This window comes from Bacillota bacterium, assembly GCA_029961055.1.
In the GTDB taxonomy this organism is placed as follows: Bacteria; Bacillota; Sulfobacillia; order JAIMAT01; family JAIMAT01; genus JAIMAT01.
Genome location: JASBVM010000012.1, coordinates 66,008 through 91,490, shown reverse-complemented (window position 1 = coordinate 91,490; position 25,483 = coordinate 66,008). Strand labels below are relative to the sequence as shown.

The window sequence follows — 25,483 nt, the reverse complement described above, 5'->3', positions numbered from 1 at the left end:
CGGTAGAACCGGTCCCGGCCTAGCGCCGGTAGGTCCTCAGCCACAGGAAGAGGGCTCCCGCCTCCGCCACCGCGGCGCCCAGGCGGAAGTGCGGCTCGGCGGCGAGCCCGCCGGCGGCCGGGCCGAAGAGGAGGACGAGGCCGAGGAGGCCGGCCCACCAGGCCCAGACGAGGCGGTCGACCAGCCGCGCTTCGACCGGCCGGGTGCGGGCCCCGGCCTCGGCCGCATGGGCCGCGAAGGCGGGGTTCTGCCGCGCTTCCTGCGCCGAGAGGGTGCGCTGGATCGTCTCCAGCGTGCGGGGGAGGCGGAGCCACGGCTGGAGGATGCCGAGGAGCACCTGCCCGGGGAGGCGGTCACCGGCGCCTGCGGGGCGGGAGGAGGGCGGATCCGCGCCGGCCGTCGCGGCGGAGCCGGCGCGCACGGGGAGGAGGGCGCCCGCCAGTCCGCGGGCGATGGTGCCGTTCCCCAGCAGGAGCTCGCGGCCCGCTTCCAGGACGGTGCCCATGAAGTCCTCTCCCGGCGCCAGCCTGGTGAAGGTGCCGGCGACCATGCCCAGCGCCCGCCCGAGGAAGAGGTAGCGGGCCGGCAACTGGAAGGGATGCGCGTAGAGAAAGTCGCCCATCTCGTGGGTGAAGCGGACGAAGGCCTCGGGGTCCTCGGCGGTGTTGGCGGAGAGGAGGCGCTCCATGGCGAAGGCCATGGTCTGGCGAAGCGCCTCACGGTCGACACCCGGGCGGACGAAGTCCAGCTCGACCACCGCCTGGGCGATCCCCTCGGGATCCCGCCCCAGGAGCGAGAGGAGCAGGTGGGCCACCCCCTCCCGGTCCTCGGGGCGGACCTCGCCCATCATGCCGAAGTCGAGGTAGAGCAGGGCGCCCCCGGAGGTGACGAAGACGTTGCCCGGATGGGGGTCGGCGTGGAAGAAGCCGTGATCCAGGATCTGGCGCATGGTGGCGCGGACCAGGCGGTGGGCGACCCGGCGCGGGTCGATGCCCGCCGCTTCCAGGGCGCGCACGTCGTCGCAGGGGATCCCTTCCTCGTAGCTCATCGCCAGGGTGGTGCGGGTGGAGAGCTCCCGGTGGATGCGGGGGACGCGGATGCCTCGCCGGCCGGCGAAGTCGGCGGCGAAGCGGAGCGCGCGGTCCGCCTCGCCGAGCAGGTCGAGCTCGGCCAGGGTGGTCTCGCGGAACTCCTGGTAGATCCGGAGCAGGTCGTAGCGCCGTCCCCACGAGGTCCAGCGGGCGGCCAGGCGGGCGGCCACGCCCAGCGACCAGAGGTCGGTCTCGACCATCCGCTCGATGCCGGGCCGGAGGATCTTGAGCGCCAGGAGGCGCCCGTCGTCGAGCCAGGCGCGGTGGACCTGGGCCAGCGAGGCGGCGGCCACCGCTTCCTGCTCCACGCGCGCGAAAGGCCACGAGTCCGGAGGGCCGTAAGCCTGTTGCAGGCGAAGCCGGATCGCCTCCCAGGGTGCGGCCGGGACGACGTCCTGGAGGGCGGCCAGCTCGCTGGTGAAGGATTCGGGCAAGACGTCGATCCGCGTGCTCAGGAACTGGCCGACCTTGATCAGGAGCCCCTGGAGGCGCAGGGCGGCGCGGCGCAGCCGCCGCGCCTGGACCGGCAGGAGACGGGCGGCGACGCGGCTCGCCTGCTCCCTCCGGCCCAGGCGGTGAAGGGCCGCCACCCAAAGCCACTCCAGCGCGATGCCGGCGACCAGCGCCAGGACGGTCGCGCTGCGACGCAGGGCGTTCACCGGGCGATCGGCTCAGACGTCGTCCTCGGGCTCGATGGAGGGCCGGTACCCTTCCGACCCGCCCCGCTCCTCCGGCAGCGGGTCGCGCCAGACCTCGAAGGCGTGGCCCATGCGCCGGCGGAACTCGCGGAACCGGCGCCGGAACTCCTCGTCCTCGAATTCCCCGCGCCGGTGCCGGGTGCGGCCCAGCTCGCGCAGGCCCGCGCCCACCGCGGCCCCGGCGGCCGCCCCCAGCGTGGTGCTGGCGACCAAGCCCGCGGCGAAGGTGAGCCCGGCGGCACGACGAAGCCACCTTCTGCCTGCTCCCAACATGCCGATCCCTCCTGCGCCAGAGCTTACCACGGGTGGCACGCGGATCTGCAGCAGCCGCCGGCGTGTTGACAGGGCATGGGCCGGAAGAGCATAGTGGGACTGATAACCGCACCGCGACCGAAGCAGGCGATGACCGGGAAGAGTACCCGGAGCACCCCCGCCCCAGAGAGCCGGGAAGCTGGAAACCGGCGCGGGGAAGCCGGCGAATGGACCCGCGAGCCTCCGGGCCGAACCTCCGTGCAGCCCAGGCTGGACGAGAGAGGGAGCCCGGCGGGGACCCCGCCGATAGAGGGGGAGGCGGCTCCATCCACCGCGACGCCCGGCCCCGGCCGGGCCGCGCGGCAGGCGGGCCGCCGTCGAGCGCGCCGCCTCCGGGCGGCGAAGCCGGGTGGCACCACGGAAGGCTCCGTCCCGCAAGGGACGGAGCCTTTTGCATCCGGGGGACCCGGGGCCGGCGCGCCCGCCCTCCCATCTGCGGGGGCCGGTGGAGGCCGGCGGGGCGGTGGCGGTCTCTTCTACAGGGCTCCGGTCGGACGCCGGGCCCAAGGAGGTCGGACGGCGATGCAGAGCGCGATGCGGCAAGGCGAGGGCGGTCCGGGGGAGGCGCTGCGCGTCGTCGACCTGGTGACGGCCGCGGTCCTCCTGGCCGTGGGCTACGTCCTCCACGTGGTGACGCCGGCCCTGTACGCGGGCGTCAAGCCGGACCTGGTGCTGGGCATGCTCTTCATCATCCTGCTCCTCTACCGGAACGTGACGCTGGACGTGGCGGCCGGGCTGGCCGCGGGCGCCATCACCGCCATCACCACCAGCATGCCCGGCGGCCAGATCCCCAACCTGGTGGACAAACTGGTCACCACCCTGGTGCTGGTCGGCCTCATCCGGCTCTTCTCGCGGCTTCAGCCCAACCTGCTCTCGATCGGGGTGGCGGTCCTCGGCACGCTGATCAGCGGGACGGTCTTCCTGAGCACGGCGATGGTGCTGGGCGTCTTCCCGGCGGCGGCCTTCCCCGCCACGCTGCTGGCGGTGGTCCTGCCCGCCGCGCTGGCCAACGCGGTGGTGGTGGCCGTCCTCTATCCCGTCGCCCGCGCCGCGCGCCGCCTGACCGGCTCCCCGGCCCTCCAGGGCCCGGGTCGCTGAGGGCGGTCCGGTCGCCGGCGCAGGAGGCGAGCGGCACGGATTCAGGGAGCGCCAGGGCGAGCTGGGTCCGCCTCTACGGTGCCGGGATCGGCGACCTGGCGCTCACCCTCCCCTTCCTCCGGCGCCTGGGGGAGGAGGGGGAGCTGGTCGTGGCCTGCCCCTCCCCCGTGCAGGCGGAGCTCCTCACCCGGGCGCCCTGGGTCGACCGGACGGTGACCGTGGAACGGTTCCTGGCGGAGCGCGGTCGCCGGCGAGGCGGGGGGGCCCCGGCCGGGATCCGTTTCTTCGACCTCCGCGAGCACCCCCTGCAACGGCGCTGGTGGTGGGGCTCGGAGGCCTTCACCCGCGCCTTCGGCCCCATCCACATGCTCCGGGTGCTGGAGCGGATCTTCGGCTTCCCGCCCGCTCCCGGGCGGCCCGAGCTGGTCCGCCGCCCGCCGGCGGCCGGGGAGCTGCGCGAGGCGGGGATCGATCCCGCCGACCTGGACCGCCTTCTCCTCCTGGCCCCGGGAGGCCGGCGGCTGAACAAGCTCTGGCCGACGGCCCACTGGCTGGAGCTGGCGGCGGGCCTGGAGGGGCGCGGCTGGCGCGTCGCCGTGGTCGGCCGCCCGGAGGAAGCCTATTCCCATCAGGTGGCAGAGCTGGCCCGCGCGGGGCTGCCCCGCCTGGGCAAGGCCGGCATCCTGGGAACGCTCGACCTGATCAGCGCGGCACGGGCGATGGTCGCCGTGGACAACGGTCTCGCCCATCTGGCCGCCGTCCAGGGGCGCCCCACGGTGGTCCTCTTCGGTCCCGCCCAGGCCTGGCTCTGGGCGCCTCCCTACCCCAACGCCCTCCCCGTCCAGGGGGCCTGCGGGCTCAATTGCATGGAACAGCCGCTTGACTGGGAATGCCCGTGGAAGGTGTGCATGGAGGTGATCCGGCCGCCGGCGGTCCTCGCCTCGCTCCTCGGCCTCCTGGAGATGGAGGGTCCGACGGGCCGGGGCGGCGGTGGCAACGGCGTGGTAGGCTCGGGGGGAAAGGGGTGAAGCTATGCCGTTGCGAGCTCTGGAAGCGGAGGATCTCCTGCGGCTCCGCTTCCTGGGGGAGCCGGAGCTGTCGCCGGACGGCTCCCGGCTTCTCGCCGTCGAGACCACCGTCGATCCCCGCCGGAACCGGTACCGCTCCCGCCTGATCGCCGTCGATCCCCTGGAGGGCGGAACCCCGCTGCCCTGGACCAACCCGCCGGAGGAGGGCCGCGACCGCCACCCGTGCTTCTCGCCCGGGGGGCGGCAGGTCGCCTTCTTCTCCGACCGCTCCGGCTCCGACCAGATCTGGCTGATGCCGGCAGGCGGCGGCGAGGCGCGACAGCTGACGCGGGTGAAGGGGATCACCGACTTCGCCTGGCTGGACGAGCGGCGCCTCCTCCTCACCGTCCGCGAGGGCCGCGACGGCCCCGAACCGCCCGATCCCAAGGAAGAGGGCCCCCTCCCGGAGGAGGCGGGCGCCCAGCGGGAGCGCTACACCCGCGACGTCCGCGTCATCGACCGGATCTTCTACCGCATCGACACCGTGGGCTACATCTTCCAGGAGCGCTCCCACCTCTTCCTGTTGGACCTGGCGGAGATGCCGGCCGACGGGGAGCCGGCCGGGCCCGAGCGGCTGCGACGGCTGACCGGGCCGGGCGAGTACGACGACGAGGAGGCGGCGCCCTCGCCGGACGGCCGGCAGGTGGCCTACGTCTCCCGGCGCGACGACATGCATCCGGACCTGACCGACCTCTACGTGGTCCCGGCGGAGGGAGGCGAGCCACGCCGGCTGAGCGCGGGCGGGGGCGGGGTCGGGTCGCCCTCCTGGTCGCCGGACGGCGCGCGGATCGCCTATCTCTTCTCGCGGAAGCACCCCGACGGCTCGCAGGGGAACGCCGAGGTCTGGCTGGTCGCCGCCGACGGTTCCTCGCCCGCCCGCTCCCTGAGCGGCGGCACCGACCGCTCCTTTCTGGACGCCTCGATCGGCGACACCCGCGGTCACGACGGCGGGGCCCGCCTCGCCTGGTCCGCCGACGGGGGCCGGATCTACGCGCTGGTCTCCGATCGCGGCAGCACGCGGCTCTTCGGCCTGGCGGTGGCGGACGGCCGGGCGGAGGCGCTGACGCCGGAGGAACCGAGCCTTTTCGGCGTGGCCTGGCCGCGCGACCGTTCCTTCTTCGTCGCCCTCGGCACGGACGCACGGACGCCCTGCGACCTCTGGCGCGGCCGTCCGGACGAGGAGGGACTGCGGCGGTTGACGCGGATCAACGCGGAGCTCCTCGACTCCGTCGACCTGGGCGCACCCGAGCACTTCACCTTCCGGGCGAAGCCCGGGAGCCCGGAGGTCGACGGCTGGCTCCTCCGGCCGGCGGACAACGGTCCGCAGGCCCGGCCCGTGCCGGCGGTGCTGGAGGTGCACGGAGGCCCCGCGGCCATGTACACGGGCGCCTTCTTCTTCGAGTTCCAGCTCCTCCGCGCCCGCGGCTTCGCCGTCCTCTGGTCCAACCCGCGCGGCTCCGAGGGGTACGGCGAGGCCTTCCGGAACTCGATCCACGGCCGCTGGGGGACGGACGACTTCGAGGACGTGATGGCCCTGCTGGACGCGGGCCTCGCCCGGGGCGGCCTCGACCCCGAGCGGGTGGGCATCGCGGGAGGAAGCTACGGCGGCTTCATGACCAACTGGGCGGTCAGCCACACCGACCGCTTCCGCGCCGCCGTCACCATGCGCAGCGTCGTCAACTGGGAGAGCGACTTCGGTTCCGGCGACTTCGGCTTCCTGGACGACGAGATGTTCGGCGGGGCGCTGCCCTGGCGCGACCCGGAGCCCTACCGGCGGATGTCGCCGCTCACGTACGTGGACCGGATCCGGACGCCTCTCCTCATCCTCCATGCGGAGAACGACTGGCGATGCCCCATCGAACAGGGGGAGCAGCTCTACGCGGCCCTGAAGAAACTGGGCAGGACCGTCCGCTTCGTCCGCTACCCGGGGGAGAGCCACGAGCTCTCCCGCTCGGGGAAGCCGTGGCACCGGGTCGACCGGCTGGAAAGGATCGTCGGCTGGTTCGAAGAGTACCTGGCGGGTCCACGCGGCTAGATCGGGGGATCGCCCGGAGGCCCGGCCTCCGGGCGATCACTCCTGCGGGGACGTGGCCAGTCCGATCCGGCGGCCGTTCCGGAAGTTGAAGACGTCGACGACGCCGAAGCCTGCCTCGGCGAAGGCCTTGGCCAGGGCGCCGGGGCTCTCGACGTCGACCCGGAGCATGATCAGGTAGGCGCCGGCGCGCTCCGCCCGGTGGGTGACCACGTGGGTGATGTTCCCGCCGTGGGCGCCCACGATGCGGGCGATCCGCTCCAGTTGGCCGGGTCGCTCCACGGCCGCCAGGGTGAAGCGCGTGTTCTCCTCGCCCGCGCCGAAGAGACGGGCGAATTCGGCGATGAGGGCGTCCCGGGTGACGATGGCGATCAGCTCGCCGCCCTCGTCCACCACGGGCAGGAAGTTGAGGGGCTCGCCCAGCATGCGGACGGCCACCGCCTCGATCACGTCGTCGGGGTGGAGCGGTTCCGGCGCTTCCTCCATCAGGTCGCCCACGGTGGCCGGCGGGAAGCGCCCGGCCAGCGCCCAGTCGTAGACGGCACGGGCGGTGATGACGCCCACCAGCTCCTTCCCCCGCGTCACCGGCAGCGAGGTGACGCCCGTGTCCTGCAGGACCGCCAGCGCCTCGTCGGCCGTCGTCTCGACCCGGACGGAAAGGATGTCCGTCCGCCAGAAGTTGCGGACGAACAACGGCATCACTCCTCAGAGCGGCTCATTCTCCGTCCGCCGCCCTCTCTCCTATGCCGCCCCGGCGCCGCCGGACGAGGGTTCCGAGGACCGCCTGGCAGCGGGGAGGATGGCGAGCGGCCCCTCCTCGAGGCGGCTGCGCCGCTCCCAGGTGGCCGGATCCTCCGGATCGAAGCCCTCGAGGTAGGCGATCACCTCGTTGACGATCTGGCTGGGCGTCGACGATCCGGCGGTGACGCCCACGCAGCGGGCGCCTCGGAACCAGGCCGGGTCGATCTCGCCCACGTAGCCTATGCGGTAGGCGGGGCGCCCGGCGATCTGGCGGACCACGTCGACCAGGCGGTTGGAGTTGTTCGACTGTTCGTCGCCCACCACGATCACCAGGTCGCAGCGGCGCCCCTCCTCTACCGCCGCCTTCTGGCGGAGTTGCGTGGCGAGGCAGATCTCGTTGAAGACCTCGGCCGCGGGGAAGCGCCGGCGCACCTGCGCGATCAGAGCGGCCGTATCCCACTGGCTGAGGGTGGTCTGGGTGACCACCGCCACCTTCTCCCTGCCGGGAGGGATCGGCAGCGCCTCCAGGTCCTGCTCGGTCTCCACCAGGTGGACGTGGCCCCCGCCCTCGCCCATGGCTCCCTCGGGCTCGGGGTGGCCCTTCTTGCCGATGTAGACGATCTCGTAACCCTCCGCCACCTTGCGGCGGATCACCTCGTGGGTGCGGGTCACGTCGGGGCAGGTGGCGTCGACCACGTGCAGCCCCTTCTCCCGCGCCCGCCGCTTCACCTCGGGGGAGACGCCGTGGGCGGTGAAGATGACCGTCCCCCGGTCGATCTGCTCCAGGAGCTGGAGCCGGTTGCTTCCTTCCAGGGTGACCACACCCAGGGTGCGCAGCCAGTCGACCACATGCCGGTTGTGGACGATCATGCCCAGGACGTGGATCGGTCTCGGCACCCGGGGGTCGGCCGCCACCCGCTGCGCCAGCGTCAGCGCGTCGGCCACGCCGTAGCAGTAGCCGCGCGGTGTGATCTTCAGGACTTGCATGGCCCCACCCCGTCTCTTGCTCCGAGTATAGACGAGGCGGGAGGCGGAGCCGACCGGTGCGAGACGAGGGACGGAAGGGGCGGGCGGCGCCCGTCACGGGGCACCGCCCGTCCCCTACAGCGGGGAGGATGACGCGCCGCCGGCGGGTACCGGCGCTCTCCGACCAGGGGCCGCAGGCTCAGGCGCCATGCTCCGCGGCATACGTCTCGGCGGCGCTGCGGGCGTCGCCGGAGACGCCCAGCACCACCTGGACGCCGGCACCGCTCAGGGAGCGGACCATGCCCTCGCCCATGCCACCGGCCAGGACCACCTCCACGCCCTGCCCGCGCAGGTCCTCGAAGACCCGGCGGTGGTGCTCCCCGTGGGGTTCCCGGTCGTGGGAGGCGCCCCAGTCGACCTCCAGCACCTGCCAGTCGTGCACCTGCCCGTCCTCCAGCGTGGCCACCGCCAGCCGCGGCGCCCGGCCGAAGTGGGGGAAGACCTGCCCGTCGGCGTCGACAGGAAGTGCGATCCTCACAGTACCCATACCCCCTTGTGGTACTTGACCGGCTTCGCCGCCATCATAGCCCCGTTGCCTCGAAGCGGTCGAGAAGCCGGGAGAAGAAGGCGAGCGCCTCTTCGATGGGCTCGGGCCGGCGCAGGTCGACGCCAGCGGCCTCGAGCAGGTCCAGGGGGTCGCGCGAGCTGCCGCTGGCGAGGAAGTCGAGGTATCTGCGCTGCGCCGGCTCGCCTTCGCGGCGGATCCGCTGGGCCAGGGCGGTGGCGGCGGAGAAGGCGGTGGCGTACTGGTAGACATAGAAGTTCATGTAGAAGTGGGGGATCCTGGCCCACTCCAGGTCGATCTCGGCGTCGATCACCATCTCCGGCCCGAAGTAGTCGACGTTCAGGTCGTGGTAGATCGTGGAGAGGTTCTCGGCTTGGAGCGCGCCGCCGGACTCGACCAGCTCGTGAATCCGCTGCTCGAACTCGGCGAAGAGCGTCTGCCGGAAGAGCGTCGCCCGGAAGGCCTGCAGGTAGCGGTCCAGGAGCCGGCGCTGCTCCATGGGGTCCCGGGTCCGTTCCAGCATCTCCTGGATGAGGAGCGACTCGTTCAGGGTGGAGGCCACCTCGGCCACGAAGAGGGCGTATTGCGACGTGGGGTACGGCTGGCGGGCGTTGGAGTAGAAGCTGTGCATGGCGTGGCCCATCTCGTGGGCCAGCGTGAAGACGCTGTCCAGGTTCTCCTGGTAGTTGAGCAGGACGTAGGGGTGTGTCCCGTAGACGGTGCTGGTGTACGCGCCGGACGCCTTGCCGCGGTTCTCATAGACGTCCACCCAGCCGCCGCGCACGCCGGCGTCGAAATCGCGCAGGTACCCCTCGCCCAGCGGGCGGAGGCCGTCCTCCACCAGGCGGACCGCTTCCTCGTAGGGGATGGGGCGCTCCTCGCCGGCGTCGACGGGGACGTAGACGTCGTACAGGTGGATCTCGTCCAGGCCCAGCGCCCGCTTCCGGAGCGCCACCCAGCGGTGGAGCAGGTCCAGGTGGCGACGGACGGTCTGGACCAGGTTGTCGTAGACCGAGACCGGGATCTGGTGGGGCGCCAGCGCCGCCTCCCGCGCCGAGCCGTAGCGCCGCGCCCGGGCGAAGAAGACGTTCTTGCGCACCTCCGCCTGGAGCGAGGCGGCCAGGGTGTGGCGGTGCCGGGCCAGCGTCTCGCCCATGGCGGCGAAAGCGCGCCGCCTGACCTCCCGGTCGGGCTCCTCCAGGAGGCGGGTGTACCGCCCGTGGCTCATCTCCACTTCCTTGCCGCGCGCGTCACGGATGGTGGGGAAGCGCATGTCGGCGTACTGGACGGCCTCGAAGATCCGCCCCGGGGCTTGGCCCATCTGGCCGGCCGAGGCCAGCAGCTCCTCCATCTCGGCCGAGCGCACGTGGGGGCGGAGGCGTTCCAGCACGCTCAAGCGCTGGCGGTAGGGGGCGAGGCCGGGCTCCTCCTCCTGCCAGCGCCGGAGCCGCTCGGGGTCGATGGCCAGGATCTCGGGCTCGATGAAGGCCCCCGCCTCGGCCGCCCGGGTGGCCACCGCCATGGCGCGGTCCATCATCTCCTGGTGGCGGCTGACGCGCTGATCCTCGTCCATGCGCAGCTTGGCGTAGACGACGAGCCGCTCCAGCGCCAGCTCCAGCTCGTCGGCCGCGCGGAGGACGGCGAGCAGTTCGCCGGCGCCGCCGGCGAGCCGGCCGCGCAGCGCCGCCAGCCGGGGAATCGTCGCCTCCGCCTGTTGCAGCGCCCTCTCCCAGCTCTCCTCGTCGGGGAAGAGATCCTCCACCCGCCAGCGGTAGCGCGGATCGGTGGCGTTCCGCTCGGGCACCGCGCCCCGGGCCCGTTCCTTGTCGGGGTTGCCGTCCAAGCCGCCTCACCCTCCAACTCCTGAAACTTGGCGCCCGCCCCGGCAGCCTCCGCCAGCCGGGATCGGGGCCACCGCCCCGGCCGCAGGGCGCGCCGCCCTGCGGGCTGGCGCCGGTTCCCATCTTAGCCTTCCCCGCCCGGTTCCCCGCCCGGTTCCTCCGCAGGGGAGCGGCCGGGAAGCCAGAGCAGGGCGTAGAGGAGCGCCGCGACGGCGGCCAGCGAGCCGCCCGCGGCCAGGAGTCCCTCCCCCGAGGGAAGGCCTCCCGCCGCGCTCCCGCCTTCCCCCAGGAGGAAGCCCAGCGCCATCAGCGCCACACCGGCCACGGCCAGGGCGAGCTGGAGGAGGGAGAGCCCCACCGCCCGCGGTCGCCGCCGGAGAAAGAGGGGGAACAGGGCGTAACCGACGCCGTAGGCCAGGGTGGTCGCCCAGCCCAGGAGCGCCAGGTGGGTGGCCAGCGGCGAGAGCGGGTCGAGCCCGAGGAGGAGCGCGAGCCCCAGGACCGCCGCGAAGGCCCAGCCCGCGTTCCAGGCGAGGGCCAGCGGTGGGCCCAGCCGCCGCAGGCGGCGGCCGGGCGCCAGGTAGAGCGCGGCCGCGTAGAGGAAGGCCAGCCCCAGCAGCCGGCTTCCCACCGCCGCCAGCGACCAGGCGCCCCGCGCCAGGCCGGCCGCCGCCAGCGCCAGCGCGGGCAGCCAGAGGAGCTGGACCAGCTCGCCGCCCCGCCGGCGGACGGCGCCGTAGCCGAGCCAGCGCGGCAGGAGGTGGAGCGGCACGGCCAGGAGCGTGCCCGCGATCCAGCCGTAGCGGAGGAGGAGTCCCCCGGCGGGGGTGGCGACGTAGGGCAGGGAGAGGGTCGAGCGACCGAAGAGCGGCCCCGCCTCCAGGGCCGCCGCCAGCAGCAGGGCCAGCGCCGCCAGCTCCGTCCCGCGCCGGCCCACCGGATCGGTGCTCCGGGCCACCTCGGAGCGGGCGAGCAGGTGGATCCAGGGTGCCGGGCGAGCCGCCCGCCGCGGATGCCGAGCGGGAGCGGGCCGCCCGGCCCGCTCCGCCCGGCGGGCCAGCAGGCGGCTGGCCGACTCGGCCAGCGCCTCCCGGTCGAGGCGGCTGCCGAAGAAGACCGCGCTCATGAGGTTGGCCAGGAAGAGCCAGGGCGCCGCCGCCTGGAGCGCCAGCCCGGCCGTGGCCAGCGGGGCGGAGGAGCCGACGTCGGCGGCCACCAGGAGCCAGATGGCCGACTCCGCCACCGCCAGGTGCAGCCGCCCCAGCCAGGGCCAGGGTGCCTGGCGTCCCAGGAGGAGGGCGAGCATGGCGTAGGTCACCCCGTAGATGAGGAAGGTGAGCCAGCCCCAGGGGTTGAGCACCTCGTGGAGCGGCCGGAGCAGGGGGACGACGGCCGGCCGGAGCGCCATCCAGGCGCCGAGGAGCGCGCCCAGGGCGAAGTGGCCCAGGGCGAAGCCGGTGAAGAGCGCCGGCAGCCGCCCGATCGCCTCGCCCAGCGACGGCCTCACCCGCATCCCTCCCTAGCTCGACGGAGCCGCCCGGTCCCCTCCGGCGCCGGCCTCCACGCCGGCGAGGAGCTTCCTGCGGCCGGCCAGGAGGAGGAGGGCCGCGGCCAGCGCCGTGGCGGCACCGAACCAGAAGACCGCGGCGGGCGCCACGCTCTGCCAGAGCCACCCGGCCACCACGCTGGCGGGAAGGAGCGCCACGCCGGTCAGCCCGTTGAGCAGGCCGAGCGCCGTCGCCCGGCGCGGTGCGGGCACCAGGTCGGCGGCCAGCGCCCGCAGCATCCCTTCCGTCGCAGCGTAATACACCCCGTAGACGGCGAAGAGGAACCAGATGGCCGGCGGCCGGGAGGCGAGGGCGAAGCCCGCGTAGATCAGGGCGAAGGCGACCCAGCCGCCGAGCACCAGCGGGAAGCGTCCCACCCGGTCGGAGAGCGCCCCCAGGGGGTACGACGCGGCGGAGTAGACCGCGTTCAGGAGGAAGTAGGCCAGCGGTACCAGCGAGTCATCCAGGCCGGTGCTCCGTGCCTTCAGGATCAGGAAGGCGTCGGAGGAGTTGCCCAGCGAGAAGAGCGTCGCGGCCGCCAGCAGCCAGAGGAAGGCGCCCCCGAGATCCGACACCCGCCCGCTCGGGGCGGGTTCCCCCTTCCGCCCCTCCACGGCGCGGGCGGAGCGACCGGGCGCGGGCTCGTGGACGGCGAAGAGGAGGATCAGCACGGCCAGCGTGCCGGGAATGGCCGAGACCCAGAAGATGGTCCGGTACCGGCCGGGCGCCGAGGCCAGGAGCCAGGCCGCCAGGAGCGGTCCCAGCGCCGCCCCCAGCGTATCCAGCGCCCGGTGGAGGCCGAAGGAGCGGCCGCGATCCTCCAGCGGCGTCACCTCCGCCAGGAGCGCGTCGCGGGGGGCTCCCCGGATCCCCTTGCCGAAGCGGTCCAGGAAGCGGATGCCCAGCACCTGGATCCAGCTCGTGGAGAGCGCGAAGAGCGGCTTGACCAGGTTGGAGAAGCCGTAGCCGGCCAGCATCAGGGGCTTCCTGCGGCCGATCCGGTCGGAGAACCAGCCGGAGGCGACGCGGAGGACGCTGGCGGTGCTCTCCGCCACGCCCTCCAGGAGTCCCAGCGCGCCCGCCCCGGCGTGGAGCGTCTCGGTGACGAAGAGGGGGAGCACCGGGACGATCATCTCCGTGGAGATGTCCGTGAGCAGGCTGACCAGCCCGGCCGCCCAGACGGTGGCCGGCAGGCGCCGGTCGGGGCGGGGCGGGCGATCCTCCGTCCGCCGGCCACCCATCAGGCGCCCCCCTCCCCCTGGCGCGGGCAGCCTGCCGCGCCCCCGCGCACCGCAGGTGCCGGCCGGAGGTCGGGGTCCCAGCGCCTGCGCAGCGCCAGGGCGGCCAGCACGGCCGCCAGGCTGACGGCGCCCCCGACCAGGAAACCGGCCCCCGCGTCCCAGCGCTGGGCGAGCCCGCCGACGAAGAGCGCGCCCACGGGGGCGACGCCGTTGAGGACCATCACGTAGAGGCTCATCACGCGCCCGCGCAGCTGGTCGGGCACCGTCACCTGGATGGTGCTGTTGGAGGTGGCGGTGTAGCCGATCATGGCGAAGCCGATCAGGAAGAGGAGGAGCATCGCCGGCACGAACTGCCGGACGAAGCCCAGGACGGTGACGCCGGTGGTGAAGAGGAGCGCCCCGCCCAGGAGGATCTCCCGCCGCGGACCCCAGCGCGAGAGGTAGGCCAGGACCAGGCCGCCCGCCAGCGCGCCCGAGCCCATGGCGGACATGAGGTAGCCGTAGATCTCCGGGCCCGCCCGGAGCGTGTAGCGCGCGAAGACCGGCATCAGGACGTTGAAGTTGAGAGCGAAGGTGCTGATGACGCCGATCAGGAGGATGGTGACCAGCACCGCCGGGGTCTTGCGGACGTAATCCAGGCCGCCCACCACTTCCTTGAGCAGCGGGGCGTGGACGGGCCGTTCGCGGCCGGGCTCGAGGCGCATCATCAGGAGGCCGGCGATCACGGCGACGAAGCTGGCCGCGTTGAGCAGAAAGGCCCAGCCTGCTCCCGCCGCGCCGATGACCAGCCCCGCCACGGCCGGCCCCACCAGGCGGGCGCCGTTGAAGGTGGAGGAGTTGAGCGAGATGGCGTTCATCAGGTCTTCCCGCCCGACCATCTCGACCAGGAACGCCTGCCGCCCCGGGTTGTCGAAGCTCTGCACCGTCCCGGTCAGGAAGGCGAGCACCATCACGTGCCAGACGCGCACCTGGCCGGAGAGCGTCAGAAGCCCCAGGACCAGGGCGAGAAGGGCGAGGGTGCTCTGGGTGGCCACCAGGAGGCGCCGCTTCGCCATCCGGTCGACCAGCGCCCCCGCCACCAGCGAGAAGATCAGGAAGGGCACGAACTGGAGCGCGCTGACCATGCCCAGCACCCAGGGAGAGTCGCTCAGCTGGAGGACGAGCCAGCCCTGGCCCACGTTCTGCATCCAGGTGCCCACCAGCGAGACGGTCTGACCTGCGAAAAAGAGCTGGAAGTTCCGGTGGCGCAAGGCGGAGAAGGCTCCGCTCAGGCGCAGGGACGGCCGCTTGTCCGTCGAGCGAACACCTCCGGGGGGAGGAAAGGGGTTGGTCCGAGCGTGAACGGTCGCTTCGTATCCTACCATAGATAACCTGGGCCGGCGGGAGAGGAGGTCTCCGGCTCCGGCGCGGGGAACCCGCAGGCCGCTGGCGCGTCCAAGGAGCGCGGAGGGATGGACGTGCGGCATCGGAAAGGCGGATGGCGACGGGCGGGCCGGCGCCTGGGGAGCGCGCTGCTCCTCGCCCTTCTCCTGCTGGGCGCCGGTTGCGGGCAGGGGGTCGGGGTGGGGTCGGGGACGGGGGCGGGGACGGGACCGGCTCCCGGAGGCGCCAGCCAAGGGGCGCCCCCCTCCCGGAAAGGGCCCGCACCCGAGGGCGAGCCCGCCCTGGCGGTCTACTTCGTGCACGGGAGCGGAGGCGGGAGACAGCGGCCCGTCCTCGCCCCGGTCCGCCGCCCGCTGCCGGAGGGGGTGCGCCCGGACGACGTGCACGCGCGGCTGAGGGCGGCGATGGAGGCGCTTCTCTCCGGGCCGACCGAGGAAGAGCGGCGGGCCGGGTGGGCCAGCGCCCTGCCCCGGGGGACCCGGCTGCTCGGGGTGGAGGTGGCCCGGCCGGTGGCGGTGCTCGACTTCTCCGGCGAGCTGGAGCAGGCGGGCGGGACGCTGGCGGTCGGGACGCTCCTCGACCAGATCGCGCTGACGGCCGCCTCCGTCCAGGGCGTCAAGGGCGTCGAGCTGCGGGTGGAGGGGGCGCGGGTGGGCAGCGAGGAGCATCCCTTCACGGGGGAGGGCTTCCTCTTCCGGCGGCTTCTGCCTCCGCTGGATTCGGAGCTGGTGCGGGGTCTGGCACCGGAGGAGGCGCTGGATCTCTGGATCGCGGCCATCCCCGACCGCGAGGCCATGTGGCGGTTGATGGGACCCGGGCTGCGCGCCCGGTACGGGAAGCCCGCGGCCGTGGACGTCACCGCCTGGGCGGAGGGCCTGGGGAGCTACCGGGGCTACACCGCGGAGGCGGGCCGGCCGGTGGGAGGCGACGCCAAGACCGGCGAGGGCCAGCGGGCGGAGGTGCGGCTGCAGGGGACCTTCCAGTTGGAGGGAATGACGGAAAACGTCGTCTACACCGCCAGGATGGTCCGGGAAGGCGGCATCTGGCGCTTCGACGGCGGGCAGAAAGCGGAGTAAACTGGCTCTAACCCGCAAAAGGTCGGAGCCGGGGGGATGGACCATGGCGGCCGTGCCGCTCCTTCTGGAGCATCTGAGCGAGCGAGACCTGCGCTTCCTGGTGGAGGCGGCGGGGCAGGGGGACGATCCCTCCGCGGTGGAGCGGCTGCGCCGGGCGCCGGAGCTGGTGGACGTGATGCTCGACAACCCGCGGCTCTTCGAGAGGCTCTCGCGGGTGGAGGAAGGGTTGGCCAGGGTGACACCCTTCCTTCTCTTCGAGGTCTTCCTGCGGCAGGCGCTGCGGGAGCTGGCCAGCACCAGCTACGCCAGCGAGCTGGCGGGGCCGCGGATGCGCGTCCCGCTCTTCGACACGCCCGAGCTGGTCCGGTTCCTGGGCGATCCGGAGCGCCGGGAGTATCTGGCGCTCCTCCTGGCCTCGTTCACCCGCGCCGCCAGCGGCCGGATCTGGGTGCGGACGCCGCGCGGTCCTCGCCGCATCCGGGTGAGCGAGCTGGACCTGCGGCGGATGAAGGAGCTGGCGGGGATGGTCGATCCCCGCGACCGCTTCCTGGTCTACCGGCGGGTGGGCGACCTGGCGCTCTTCCTGAGCGGCGTCTTCGCCGAGCACGTGGCCAACCTCTCTGCGACGCCGCTGGACTGGCTGGAGGCGGAGGGGCGCCGCTACTACGAGATGGCCTCGGAAGAGGCAGGAGCCAGCCTCTCCGGGTGGCGGGGGGTGCTGGAGAGCCTGGCCGCCCACTTCCGGCGGGCGCGGCGGGTGCTCAACTTCGCCAGCGAGCGGTACTTCCGCGGCTGGCGGGACCAGGTCTTCGGCACGCCGGCATGAGCGCGGGAGAGATGGAAACGCCCGGGCCCGGGGGGCGGCGGCTCCGGGAGGTGGGGAGGACGGCGGGGACTGAGACGGGAGACGGCGGCCGGCGCGGGCGTCCCGGCTGGCGGGAGGGACTCCGCCAGTTCGCCTGGGGCCTCTTCTTCTACGACACCTACCGCGAGACCCGCGAGCAGGCCAGGAAGCTGGACGACCTGATCCGCCTGATGATCTTCGGCGAATTTCTCGGCCTGCCGCTGATGAACGCCTCCGTCGGCCTGCGCCTGCTCCCCTATGCCCTGGAGGGGCTGCCGGGCTGGCGGGAGCGGCTCTCCCAGGAGTTCGACATCGTGGACGAGCTGCCCCACGTGGACTGAACCGCCGGCTGAGCCGGCGAGGCGTGGCCCGGAGGCGGGGGGAGAGGCGTGTCCGCAGAGAATGGGCTGGTCTTCGCGCTGGCCGGGCTCCTGGCCGTCTGGTGGGTGGCCGGGGCCTGGGTCAACCGGCGGCGGGCCGAGCGGGTGCTGGCGGCGCTGCGACCGGAGCTGCGGGAGCTGGCCGGCTCCGCCACCATCCGCTGGCACGGAGGCTCCGCCTTCCGCATCGACCTGGAGGGCGTCGGCTCGCCTTTCCGCGCCGTGGCCGTGCTGGCGCTCCTGGCCGGGCGCGAGGCGCCGCTGGCCATTCTCTGGACGCTCTGGCGCCGGCGCGGGGACCAGCTGGTGATCGAGGCGGACCTCCTCCGGCAGCCCGCGCGTGAGCTGCTCCTGGAAGGTCCGGAGCAGCTGCCCGGCCTGCCGGCGGGTTCGGTCCTCGAGCTCCGGCGCCAGCATCCGCACCTGCACCTGGCGGTGCCGCTGGAGGGGCCCCCGGAGGCGACCGTGGCCGCCGCCTTTCGGAACCTCCGCCAGCGCGCCGCCGGCCTGGCGTGAGACGGGCGGAAGCGCACGGCCCCCGGGAAGCGCCCCGGGGGCCGCTCTGCTCAGGGCCGGGAGGTGCCGTCCGGCGGTGGGCGGTGTCAGTGGCAGGCGACGGCAGCCAGGCTCTGCAGGAGCTCCTCCCGCTCCTCGGGCCGCAGCTCCCCCCAGACGGAGAGCCGCAGCCCCCGGTCGGTCTCGGGGCAGCGGAAGGCCAGCGTCAGGACCGGCCGGGCCCGGCCGAACCGTCCCAGGAAGGGGCGCGCCCGCCCCGACTCGGCGCGGGCGGGGTGGCCGCCCACAGGGACCTCCGCGACCGGCCGCTCGGGGCGGAAGCCGCTCGGGACGGGAGGAGTCGCCGGACCGGCGCGGAGGTCGAGACGGGCCAGGCGGCCGTCGGCGAGCCGGAGGAGGTAGGCGGCCTGGCCGTCCCGGGCCCAGGAGACGCCGTCGCGCAGGACCCGCGACTCCACCTCGGGAGGACCTCCCGGGTCGCTCAGCCCCCACCCCTCCGGCAGGCTGAGCACCAGGAAGTTGACGGTGCCCAGGATCAGGTTGTGCGCGGCAATCAGGTGCTCGCCCATCGCTCGCCTCCGCGCGGTGGAGGAGACCGGCCGGCCCTCAGGCGGGCAGCTCGGCGGCCAGGTCCTGGCTGGGCCGGAACATGTCCTCGGCCACCCGGTCGACCGCCTCCAGGCCGACCACCTCGCGCGGGTAGAGCGGCAGGTAGGTGCGGACCAGCGGGCCGAGGTCGGCCTGGATGGTCTGCAGGTAGCTCCCCTGCTCGGCGAACTTGTTGCGCAGGTACTCGTCCGGCTCCTCGCCGAGCGCGTCGCGGGTGATCACCTCGTTGACGATCACGCCACCCACCGGGATGTCGTAGGCGCGCACCATCTCGATGAAGCGCTTGACCACCGAGATGGGCAGCGAGAGCGGCAGCGTGACGAAGAAGAAGGCGGTGGTCTCCGGATCGACCAGGAGCCCCTTCACCCTCTCGAAGCGGTCGTTCATGCCGATCAGGTCGGCCATCATCGGATCCTGCCGGACCTCTTCCATCACCTTCTCCTTGCGGAAGGAGAGCTGGACGCGCAGCGAGAGCGCCTCCTTCCTGCTTTCGATCAGCCGCCCCAGCCAGAGGCCGTAGATCTTGGAGAGGCCGATCAGCCGGACGGCGTTGGCGACGGCGGCCGTGTCGAAGACGATGCGGTCGTACTCGCCGGACTGCATCAGCATCATGTCGGTCATCTTGTCGAACATCGCCGACTCCTCGAAGGCCGGGTTGGTCATGGCGATGTCGATGAAGGGACGGGCGTCCACCGGGATGTCGGCGTAGCGCAGGAACTCCCGGATGCGGGTGCTGACGCTGTCGCGGTAGCGCTGGACCGCGTCCTCGGTGTTCACCTCGATGGCGAAGAGGTTGTCGACTCCCTGGACCGGCCGCACCTGGCCGCCGGAGAGGTCCTGGCCGAAGAGGCTGGAGAGGGAGTGGACGGGGTTGAGCGAGGCCAGCAGCGTCCGCTTGCCCTGCCGGGCGAAGTGGTAGGCCAGGACGGCGGCGCTGACGGTCTTGCCGACCCCGCCCTTCCCGCCGGTGAAGACGAAGCGCAGGTTGGGATGCTCCTCGAGGAACTCGCTCAGGCTCTGCATGGTCGGGGATCGTCCTCCCTTCCTGGGTCGGGCGCGGGAGCGCATCCGCCCGGGTCGTCTAGACAGCCACCTTGCACTCCATCAGGTCGGCGCTGGCCCGCGCGATCATCTCCAGCCCCTTCGGCTCACGGGTGTACATCGGTACCACGGAGAGAACCCTCTCGCCGAACTTGCGCTCGATCTCCTGGAGGTAGGGACGCTGGCCCTCCAGGCGGTTGCGCAGGAACTCGCTCAGGTTGGGCTGCTCCAGCAGCTCGGGCGGGTAGACCTGGTTGACGATCAGGCCGGAGAGCTGGATGCCCAGCTCGGAGAACATGGCCAGGGCCCGGTCGGTATCCAGGATCGCCATCTGTTCCGGGATCAGCACCATGAAGAAACCGGTGCTGGTCTGGTTGGTGATCAGGTCGGTGAAGGTGGTGATCCGCTGGCGGATGTCGAGCAGCTCGGCCATCATGGCATCTTCCTGCGCGCGCTCGCCCTTGAGCGAGGCGGCGACCTGCTCATACTCCGCCACCTGGCTGCGTGCCTCGGTGATCTTCTCCACCCACTTGGAGAGGATCTCGGCCATGGCGACCATGCGCACGCCGTGACCGAAGGGCGGCATGTCGAAGATGTACATGTCGAACTCGTTGGCCGCCACCAGCTCGGCCATGGCGTCGTAGGTGGCCGATTCGTACATGGACGGCTCGGCGGAGGAGGAGTCGATGTACTCCTCGATCTCCCGGGGCAGTTCCGCCAGGCCGTACATGTCGCGGATCTTCTGCTTGACGCCGGCCTGGTACTCGGCCACCCGACGGTCGGCGTCGATCTCGACCACGAAGAGGTTGGGGATCACCTCGATGACGCCCTTGCCGAAGAAGTTCTGCTCGAAGATGTCCGACAGCGAGGCCTGGGGGTCGGTGCTGAAGAGAAGCGTCTTCCGTTTCTTCTCGGTGGCCAGGTAGTAGGCGAGGGAGGAACTGGACGTCGTCTTTCCCAGCCCGCCCTTGCCGGCGAAGATGGCGACGCGGATCTCGGGGTGTGCGTCGAAGTAGGCTTTGAGCCCAGCCGGCTTCAAGGGGTTCACCTCCGGTGATCTCATCTCGCCGGACGCTGGACGTTGCGATCCGGCTAGTAGAGCGCGTCGGTGAAGTCGCGCTCGCGGAAGACCCGCTGCTTCCAGGACTCGATGTTGGGCACCGCGTACGGGAGGATCCGGAGCGAGTAGTAGGGCGGCAGAACGGGGATGCCCAGCATGTCGCCCAGGGTGATGAACATGAAGAGGTGCTCCATGTACATGCGCGTCCGGAGTGCCGCGGTCACGTTCCCGTGGGAGGCCATGCCGTAGAGGACGTCCTTCATCGCCGTTCCCAAGCCCTGCTTCTCCGTGCCCTCAGCCTGGGAAGGGTTCTCCTTTTCGGTCTTCTTCCGTCGCCAGAGCAATCTCCCTCACCTCGTCCCCTGAAGTGGCGCCAGGGCAGGGCACTGCGCCCTGCCCGGCGCCGGTTTCTGGCCGACTGCCTGCCTGCCGTTCAGCGCGCCGGGCTGGCCGACTCGCCCACCATGGAGACCGGGCGTGCCCGCGCTGCGAAGTACGAGCGGAGCGTCATGATGGCCATGCGGACGCCGAGGACGATCAGCACCACGCCCACCACGGTGAAGATGCCGTCCAGGGTGTGTGCCGCCCAAGCGATGTTGCCCAGGGGCGGCTGGACCAGCGTCTTCCCCGTGTAGACCGCCTTCGCGAAGATGTAGGTCTGGTAGGCGAGGCCCAAGATGGTGGTGACGATCATGAACATGGCCGGCCAGAAGGTCCAGCCGGTCTGGCTCCGCGCCCTGGCCAGGTGGATGGAGACCAGCATCAGCGCCAAGCCGGCCAGCAGCTGGTTGGAGCCGCCGAAGTAGAGCCAGAGGTTGTTCCACGAGCCCGAGACGGCGAAGAGCCAGGCGATCAGGATGCCGAGGAAGGTGGCCACGTGCTTCTGGCCGAGCACGGCGAAGCGCCCCTGGCCGGCGACCTCGGCGGAGATGAGGCGCCAGAAGCGGGTGACCAGCGACTGGACCGTGATGGCGTAGAGCACCAGCGAGACGCCGAAGAAAGTGGCCAGGAAGGCGGCCGCTCCCGGTCCGCCGAGAAAGCCTTCCGTCAGGCGGATCGCTCCCGCGACCCAGGCGGTGGTGTTCTTGGTGATCTCGCCGGGTGCCAGCACCATGTAGGCGGCCAGCGAGGCGAGCGCCACCAGGCCCTCCGACAGCATGGCGCCCGCGCCCACGGGGTGCGCGTCGGTCTCCAGGTCCAGCTGCTTGGCCGTGGTGGAGCTGCCCACCAGGCTGTGCCAGCCGGAGATGGCGCCGCAGGCGATGGCCAGGAACATCATGGGCCAGAGCGGCCCGGTGTTCGGCGACCAGAAGCCCTTCCAGGCCGGCTGCTGCAGGGGGACGTGGAAGACCGGCGAGAGCAGCCCGCCGACGATGATCAGCAGCACCGCGAGGAAGGTGGGGAAGAAGCTGATGAAGTTCATCGGCTGGATCAGCGAGGGCAGCGGTACCACCGACGCGACGAAGAGGAAGACGCCGACCAGGGCCGCCCAGAACGGGATCGACCAGGCGCCGAAGGGATCGGTGGGGGTCCGGAGGTAGACCCCGGCGACCACGGAGAGAGCGACCAGGACGAGACCGATCAACGTGGTCAACCCCACGTTGAGGCGAACCTTGTACATCAGCTGGCCGACGATGACCGCCGTGATGATGACCCCTACGGTGGCCGCGAAGGTGCCGGGGAGCGAGTTCCAGAACTGGGCGATGAAGAAGACGAAGGTGGCGGAGATCATCTGCAGGTAGAACAGGATGAAACCGAGCAGGGTGCTGCGCCCGCTGGCGCCCGTGAACTCGTACGCGATGGGGCCGAAGGAGCGTCCGTTGTTCCGCACCGAGACCATGATGGCCCCGTAGTCCTGAAGCCACCCGATGAAGAAGTTGCCCAAGATGATCCAGATCAAGGCGGGAAGCCAGCCATACTGGAGAGCGATGAAGGGGCCCAGGATCGGTCCCAGGGCGGCGACGCTCTTGAACTGGTACCCCCAGAGCACATAGCGGCTCGCCGGGAAGAACTCCACGCCATCCATGTACATGTGGGCCGGCGTGGTCCGCTTCGGGTCCGGTCTCCAGACCGTCCGATCGTACCAGCGGCCGTAGACCAGGTAGGCGATGGCGTAGAAGACCAGGGCCGCCACCACGAACCAGAACGGCGTCGTCACAGCTCTCCCTCCCCGAGGAAGCGTCACCGCCGTGACCGGCGGCGCTGTGAAACGTGGATTCGACCGGCGAAGAACGAAATCCTTCTATTGGGGCGAAGGGGCCGACTCAAAGGGAAACGACGACGCGGACGACCGCCGGAAAACCTGGGACAGGCTGGGCGGGTTCAGGCCGAGGCCCGCAGCTCCTCCCTCACCGCCTCGCAGGCCGCCGTCGGCGAGAGCTGGCGGACGACGTGGCGACCCGCCACGATCAGGGCCGGGCCCCTGCCGATCCGGTGCCGGAGGGTGAGCCAGAGCCCTTGGGGCGAGTAGGCATCCACGGTGACCGGCTCGACGGCGGAGCCGAACTCGGTCACCAGCGCATGGACCACCTCCACCGCCCGTTGCTGCTCCTCCGCCACCTCGGGCGGGTAGTCGCCCAACTGGTCGCGGGCGTAATCCAGCCGGGCCACCTGGAGGACGTCCATCCCCTGGCAGGCGGCGCACATGTTGAAGAATTCCGGAAGAAGCCCCACGATCTCAACCCGGATCCGCTTCACGGAGCCGCCCTCCCTTCTGGGTTCTCGTCATGATCATAGGCGGCAATCGCGTGAAAGGGAATATCGGGGAGCGAGAAGCGGGAAGGCCGGCGGCCGGCTCGCCGCCCGGCCCGCGATGGTACCGGTACCGGGCAGCGAGCAGTCGGCCGCTGTCAGGGGGCTCAGTCCTGCCGGACCGCCTCGACGTGGACGACGATCTTCACCTGGTCGCTGACCATCACTCCGCCGGCTTCCAGCACCACGTTCCAGTTGAGGCCCCAATCCTTCCGGTTGAGCGAGCCTTCCAGGGTGAAGCCGACGCGCTGGTGGCCGTAGGGGTCCCGAATCTGACCTTCGAGGGTGAGGGTAAGGGTGACGGGGTGGGTGACGCCGTGCATGGTCAGGTCGCCGAGGACCTCGTACTCGTCTCCCCCGCCGCGGGATGTGATGCTCCGGCTCTCGAAGCGGATCTCCGGGTAGCGCTCGACGTCGAAGAAGTTGGCGGACCGGAGGTCCGCGTCCCGGTTGGGTTCGCGTGTATCGACGGAGGCCGCCTGGATGACCCCCTCGATCTGGCAGCCCGGCAGGTTGTCCGGGTCCCCGCGCAGCTCGCCGGCGACCTGCGTGAACTGGCCGCGCACCGTGGCGATCATCATGTGGCGGACGGAGAACTCCACCGTGGTGTGGACTGGGTCCACCTTCCAGACGGTGCCGCTCCGGCTCGTCTCCTCAGCAGCTTGACCGACCGACATCCCCAAGCCTCCCTTGGCACAGGTATTTCGACGACTATGAAAATATACCCTGGACCCCCGCCCCGTGCAACCCGAAGCGGGACGCCACGTTCCGTCACGGAACGACGGGGCGTGCATCGTCTACAATCCGGACAGGGGGCGGGGGCCACGGCCAGCGAGAGGTTCGTCCATGCGTTCATCGCGCTCTGGCGCCTTCTCCGCCGCCGCACGCATCCCGTGCGCCGCGGTGAGATGACGCCGGAGCAGTATTGGCTGCTGCGGCACCTGGAGAGGTCCGGTCCGACGTCCATCGGCGAGCTGGCGGCGCAGCTCGGCATCAGCCCGAGTTCGGTCACCGTGGCCTGCAAGCGGCTGGAGCGGTGTGGCTTCGTCCGGCGCGAGCGGCAGACGGGCGACGAACGGGTCGTCAAGGTGCGCCTGACACCCCGCGGGTTCGGCCAGGTGCAGGCCTGGCGCGATCGCCTGTTCCAGTCGCTGGAACTTCTCCTGGAGCCTTTGAGCGAGGCCGAGCAAGAACAGCTGGCCCTTCTGCTGGAGCGGGTCGTCGAACAGGCGGAGAGGGCGGAGCGGACGGAGAGGTCCGAGGGGCCGGCGAAGGAGGTACCGGAGGGCGGAGGGGGAGAGAGCGAGGACCGGGTCCACGCCGCTCCCGGTTTGCACCGCGGGGTTGCAGAGCGCGGGGGGGCACGAGCCGTGACAGAGGAGGATCGGTAGGATGCCGGGCGGGAAAGAACGGGGCTGGGTCCGCCTCCTGGACTGGATCGAGGACGCTCTCTACCTGGCGGTCGCCGTCATGCTGGTCGCCCTCGCGGTCTCCGCGCTGGTCAGTGCGATCCGCCTGCTCCTGGGGGCGGGGGGTACCGCGGATGTCGCCCGCGTGCTCGACCCGCTCCTGGTGGTGATGATGCTTCTCGAGCTGCTCCACACCGTGGTCGTCTTCATCCGCACGCACGTGCTGGACTTCCAGCCGCTGCTGGTGGTCGCGCTCATCGCCAGCGTCCGGCGGATCCTGGTCCTGACCGTGGAGAGCCTGCCGGGGCGGGTGAGCGACTCGGCCTTCCGCCAGGGGATGGCGGAGTACGCGCTCAACATCCTGTTCATCGGGCTCCTGGTCTGGGCCATCCAGTACAGCCGCGGCAAGGCGGCCGGATGAGCCTGCGCCGGGCAGGCCGCCCGAGGGTCGAGCCGGTGGAGGGCCGGACGCCGGCCGGCCTCTTGGCTGCTGGTACCCGGGTGGGTATACTGGCGTGCGGACGCTGGCTGCCTGGCCCCGTAGGGCCAGGCGAGCAGCCAATCTCGCTGGTGCAGGAGGGATGGGGGTGGCGGTTCTGGTCTACACCACGCCCAGCTGCCCGTACTGCCGCGCCACCAAGCGCTTTCTGGCCGATCGGAAGGTCCCCTACCGGGAGATCGACGTCTCGCGGAACCCTGCCGCGGCGCGCGAGGTGGTCCGCAAGTCGGGTCAGATGGGCGTTCCGGTCATCGACGTCAACGGCCAGATCATCGTCGGCTTCGATCGCGCCCGCCTCGTCCGCGCTTTGGGGCTCCGCGAGTAGGGAGCCGCCCTGCGGAGGAGCCGGCGCATCCGGCGGGGTCCGGTGGGAACCCATTGCAGCTGTCCATGCGAAGCCGAAGGAGGCGAAAGGGATGAAGATCAAGCCCATCGACGACCGGCTCCTGGTCCGGCCCCTGCACGAGGAGGAGAAGACCGCCTCGGGGCTCTACCTGCCCGACACCGCGAGGGAGAAGCCCCAGGAGGGCGAAGTGCTGGCCGTGGGAACCGACGAGGAGCTGCAGAAGATCTTCAAGGCCGGCGACCGCGTTCTCTATGCGCGGTACGGCGGAAACGAGATCAAGCTGGACGGGGAGACGCACCTGATCCTGAGCCGTTCGGACGTCCTGGCCATCATCGAGGAGTCCTGAGGCGACGCCCGGACGCTTCCCGGA

27 protein-coding genes are annotated in these 25,483 nt (G+C 71.9%); 11 read left to right on the top strand and 16 right to left on the bottom strand.

Annotation, left to right across the window (positions count from 1 at the left end):
- Positions 1-19: 19 nt before the first annotated feature.
- The gene (locus QJR14_05090) at positions 20-1,750 is read right to left on the bottom strand and encodes an AarF/UbiB family protein (protein ID MDI3316974.1); all 1,731 of its coding nucleotides are present in this window, start codon (positions 1,748-1,750) and stop codon (positions 20-22) included.
- A gap of 12 nt (positions 1,751-1,762) precedes the next feature.
- Positions 1,763-2,062 (bottom strand): hypothetical protein, encoded by a 300-nt coding sequence (locus QJR14_05085; GenBank protein ID MDI3316973.1) that lies wholly within the window; start codon positions 2,060-2,062, stop codon positions 1,763-1,765.
- 561 nt (positions 2,063-2,623) lie between these two features.
- On the opposite strand from QJR14_05085, the gene QJR14_05080 reads away from it, so the two are divergent.
- The 3 genes from QJR14_05080 to QJR14_05070 all read left to right on the top strand — a co-directional run bounded on the left by QJR14_05080 (position 2,624) and on the right by QJR14_05070 (position 6,301).
- Positions 2,624-3,199, top strand: a complete 576-nt coding sequence (locus QJR14_05080; GenBank protein ID MDI3316972.1) for a tryptophan transporter — start codon at positions 2,624-2,626, stop codon at positions 3,197-3,199.
- Positions 3,200-3,348: 149 nt separating this feature from the next.
- Positions 3,349-4,227 carry a glycosyltransferase family 9 protein gene (locus QJR14_05075; GenBank protein ID MDI3316971.1) on the top strand — a complete coding sequence of 293 codons (879 nt, stop codon included), beginning with the start codon at positions 3,349-3,351 and terminating at the stop codon, positions 4,225-4,227.
- 4 nt (positions 4,228-4,231) lie between these two features.
- On the top strand, positions 4,232-6,301 hold the full coding sequence (locus QJR14_05070; GenBank protein ID MDI3316970.1) for a S9 family peptidase: 2,070 nt from the start codon (positions 4,232-4,234) through the stop codon (positions 6,299-6,301).
- A gap of 36 nt (positions 6,302-6,337) precedes the next feature.
- Here the strand turns inward: QJR14_05070 and QJR14_05065 are convergent, their stop codons facing one another.
- From QJR14_05065 to QJR14_05035, 7 genes are all read right to left on the bottom strand, one after another.
- Positions 6,338-6,991, bottom strand: a complete 654-nt coding sequence (locus QJR14_05065; GenBank protein ID MDI3316969.1) for a CBS domain-containing protein — start codon at positions 6,989-6,991, stop codon at positions 6,338-6,340.
- A gap of 48 nt (positions 6,992-7,039) precedes the next feature.
- On the bottom strand, positions 7,040-8,026 hold the full coding sequence (locus QJR14_05060; protein ID MDI3316968.1) for a 4-hydroxy-3-methylbut-2-enyl diphosphate reductase: 987 nt from the start codon (positions 8,024-8,026) through the stop codon (positions 7,040-7,042).
- 178 nt (positions 8,027-8,204) lie between these two features.
- Positions 8,205-8,552, bottom strand: a complete 348-nt coding sequence (locus QJR14_05055; protein ID MDI3316967.1) for a NifB/NifX family molybdenum-iron cluster-binding protein — start codon at positions 8,550-8,552, stop codon at positions 8,205-8,207.
- 34 nt (positions 8,553-8,586) lie between these two features.
- On the bottom strand, positions 8,587-10,413 hold the full coding sequence (pepF, locus tag QJR14_05050; GenBank protein ID MDI3316966.1) for an oligoendopeptidase F: 1,827 nt from the start codon (positions 10,411-10,413) through the stop codon (positions 8,587-8,589).
- A 122-nt stretch (positions 10,414-10,535) separates the two neighbouring features.
- The gene (locus QJR14_05045) at positions 10,536-11,918 is read right to left on the bottom strand and encodes a hypothetical protein (GenBank protein ID MDI3316965.1); all 1,383 of its coding nucleotides are present in this window, start codon (positions 11,916-11,918) and stop codon (positions 10,536-10,538) included.
- A gap of 12 nt (positions 11,919-11,930) precedes the next feature.
- Positions 11,931-13,199 (bottom strand): MFS transporter, encoded by a 1,269-nt coding sequence (locus tag QJR14_05040; GenBank protein ID MDI3316964.1) that lies wholly within the window; start codon positions 13,197-13,199, stop codon positions 11,931-11,933.
- The gene (locus QJR14_05035; GenBank protein ID MDI3316963.1) at positions 13,199-14,470 is read right to left on the bottom strand and encodes an MFS transporter; all 1,272 of its coding nucleotides are present in this window, start codon (positions 14,468-14,470) and stop codon (positions 13,199-13,201) included. Before QJR14_05035 ends, QJR14_05040 begins: the two co-directional genes overlap by 1 nt.
- Positions 14,471-14,650: 180 nt before the next feature.
- Here QJR14_05035 and QJR14_05030 point away from each other — a divergent pair, with 180 nt between their 5' ends.
- From QJR14_05030 to QJR14_05015, 4 genes are read left to right on the top strand one after another with little or no spacing between them, the layout of a single operon-like run.
- Positions 14,651-15,658, top strand: coding sequence for a GerMN domain-containing protein (locus tag QJR14_05030; protein MDI3316962.1), 1,008 nt, complete (start codon positions 14,651-14,653; stop codon positions 15,656-15,658).
- Positions 15,659-15,701: 43 nt separating this feature from the next.
- Complete coding sequence (locus tag QJR14_05025; protein MDI3316961.1) at positions 15,702-16,484, top strand: hypothetical protein; 783 nt, start codon at positions 15,702-15,704, stop codon at positions 16,482-16,484.
- A 50-nt stretch (positions 16,485-16,534) separates the two neighbouring features.
- Positions 16,535-16,843 carry a hypothetical protein gene (locus tag QJR14_05020; GenBank protein MDI3316960.1) on the top strand — a complete coding sequence of 103 codons (309 nt, stop codon included), beginning with the start codon at positions 16,535-16,537 and terminating at the stop codon, positions 16,841-16,843.
- 48 nt (positions 16,844-16,891) lie between these two features.
- The gene (locus tag QJR14_05015) at positions 16,892-17,398 is read left to right on the top strand and encodes a hypothetical protein (protein MDI3316959.1); all 507 of its coding nucleotides are present in this window, start codon (positions 16,892-16,894) and stop codon (positions 17,396-17,398) included.
- Between the two features lie 86 nt (positions 17,399-17,484).
- On the opposite strand, the gene QJR14_05010 is transcribed toward QJR14_05015, so the two are convergent.
- From QJR14_05010 to QJR14_04980, 7 genes are all read right to left on the bottom strand, one after another.
- Entirely contained in the window at positions 17,485-17,967 is a 483-nt protein-coding gene (locus tag QJR14_05010) for a hypothetical protein (protein MDI3316958.1), read from the bottom strand.
- A gap of 37 nt (positions 17,968-18,004) precedes the next feature.
- Complete coding sequence (locus QJR14_05005) at positions 18,005-19,030, bottom strand: ArsA family ATPase (GenBank protein MDI3316957.1); 1,026 nt, start codon at positions 19,028-19,030, stop codon at positions 18,005-18,007.
- 58 nt (positions 19,031-19,088) lie between these two features.
- Positions 19,089-20,111: a TRC40/GET3/ArsA family transport-energizing ATPase gene (locus tag QJR14_05000; GenBank protein ID MDI3316956.1), complete on the bottom strand. Its 1,023-nt coding sequence runs from the start codon at positions 20,109-20,111 to the stop codon at positions 19,089-19,091.
- 29 nt (positions 20,112-20,140) lie between these two features.
- On the bottom strand, positions 20,141-20,371 hold the full coding sequence (locus QJR14_04995) for a hypothetical protein (GenBank protein MDI3316955.1): 231 nt from the start codon (positions 20,369-20,371) through the stop codon (positions 20,141-20,143).
- Positions 20,372-20,541: 170 nt separating this feature from the next.
- The gene (locus QJR14_04990; protein MDI3316954.1) at positions 20,542-22,266 is read right to left on the bottom strand and encodes a carbon starvation CstA family protein; all 1,725 of its coding nucleotides are present in this window, start codon (positions 22,264-22,266) and stop codon (positions 20,542-20,544) included.
- Between the two features lie 164 nt (positions 22,267-22,430).
- Positions 22,431-22,805 (bottom strand): hypothetical protein, encoded by a 375-nt coding sequence (locus QJR14_04985; protein MDI3316953.1) that lies wholly within the window; start codon positions 22,803-22,805, stop codon positions 22,431-22,433.
- A 161-nt stretch (positions 22,806-22,966) separates the two neighbouring features.
- Positions 22,967-23,536, bottom strand: a complete 570-nt coding sequence (locus tag QJR14_04980; GenBank protein ID MDI3316952.1) for a YceI family protein — start codon at positions 23,534-23,536, stop codon at positions 22,967-22,969.
- Positions 23,537-23,647: 111 nt separating this feature from the next.
- On the opposite strand from QJR14_04980, the gene QJR14_04975 reads away from it, so the two are divergent.
- The 4 genes from QJR14_04975 (at position 23,648) to QJR14_04960 (ending at position 25,459) form a co-directional block, all read left to right on the top strand.
- Complete coding sequence (locus tag QJR14_04975) at positions 23,648-24,250, top strand: MarR family transcriptional regulator (GenBank protein MDI3316951.1); 603 nt, start codon at positions 23,648-23,650, stop codon at positions 24,248-24,250.
- Position 24,251: 1 nt separating this feature from the next.
- Positions 24,252-24,689 (top strand): phosphate-starvation-inducible PsiE family protein, encoded by a 438-nt coding sequence (locus tag QJR14_04970; protein MDI3316950.1) that lies wholly within the window; start codon positions 24,252-24,254, stop codon positions 24,687-24,689.
- 160 nt (positions 24,690-24,849) lie between these two features.
- Entirely contained in the window at positions 24,850-25,092 is a 243-nt protein-coding gene (locus QJR14_04965; protein MDI3316949.1) for a Uxx-star family glutaredoxin-like (seleno)protein, read from the top strand.
- Positions 25,093-25,183: 91 nt separating this feature from the next.
- Positions 25,184-25,459, top strand: coding sequence for a co-chaperone GroES (locus QJR14_04960; protein ID MDI3316948.1), 276 nt, complete (start codon positions 25,184-25,186; stop codon positions 25,457-25,459).
- Positions 25,460-25,483 lie beyond the last annotated feature (24 nt).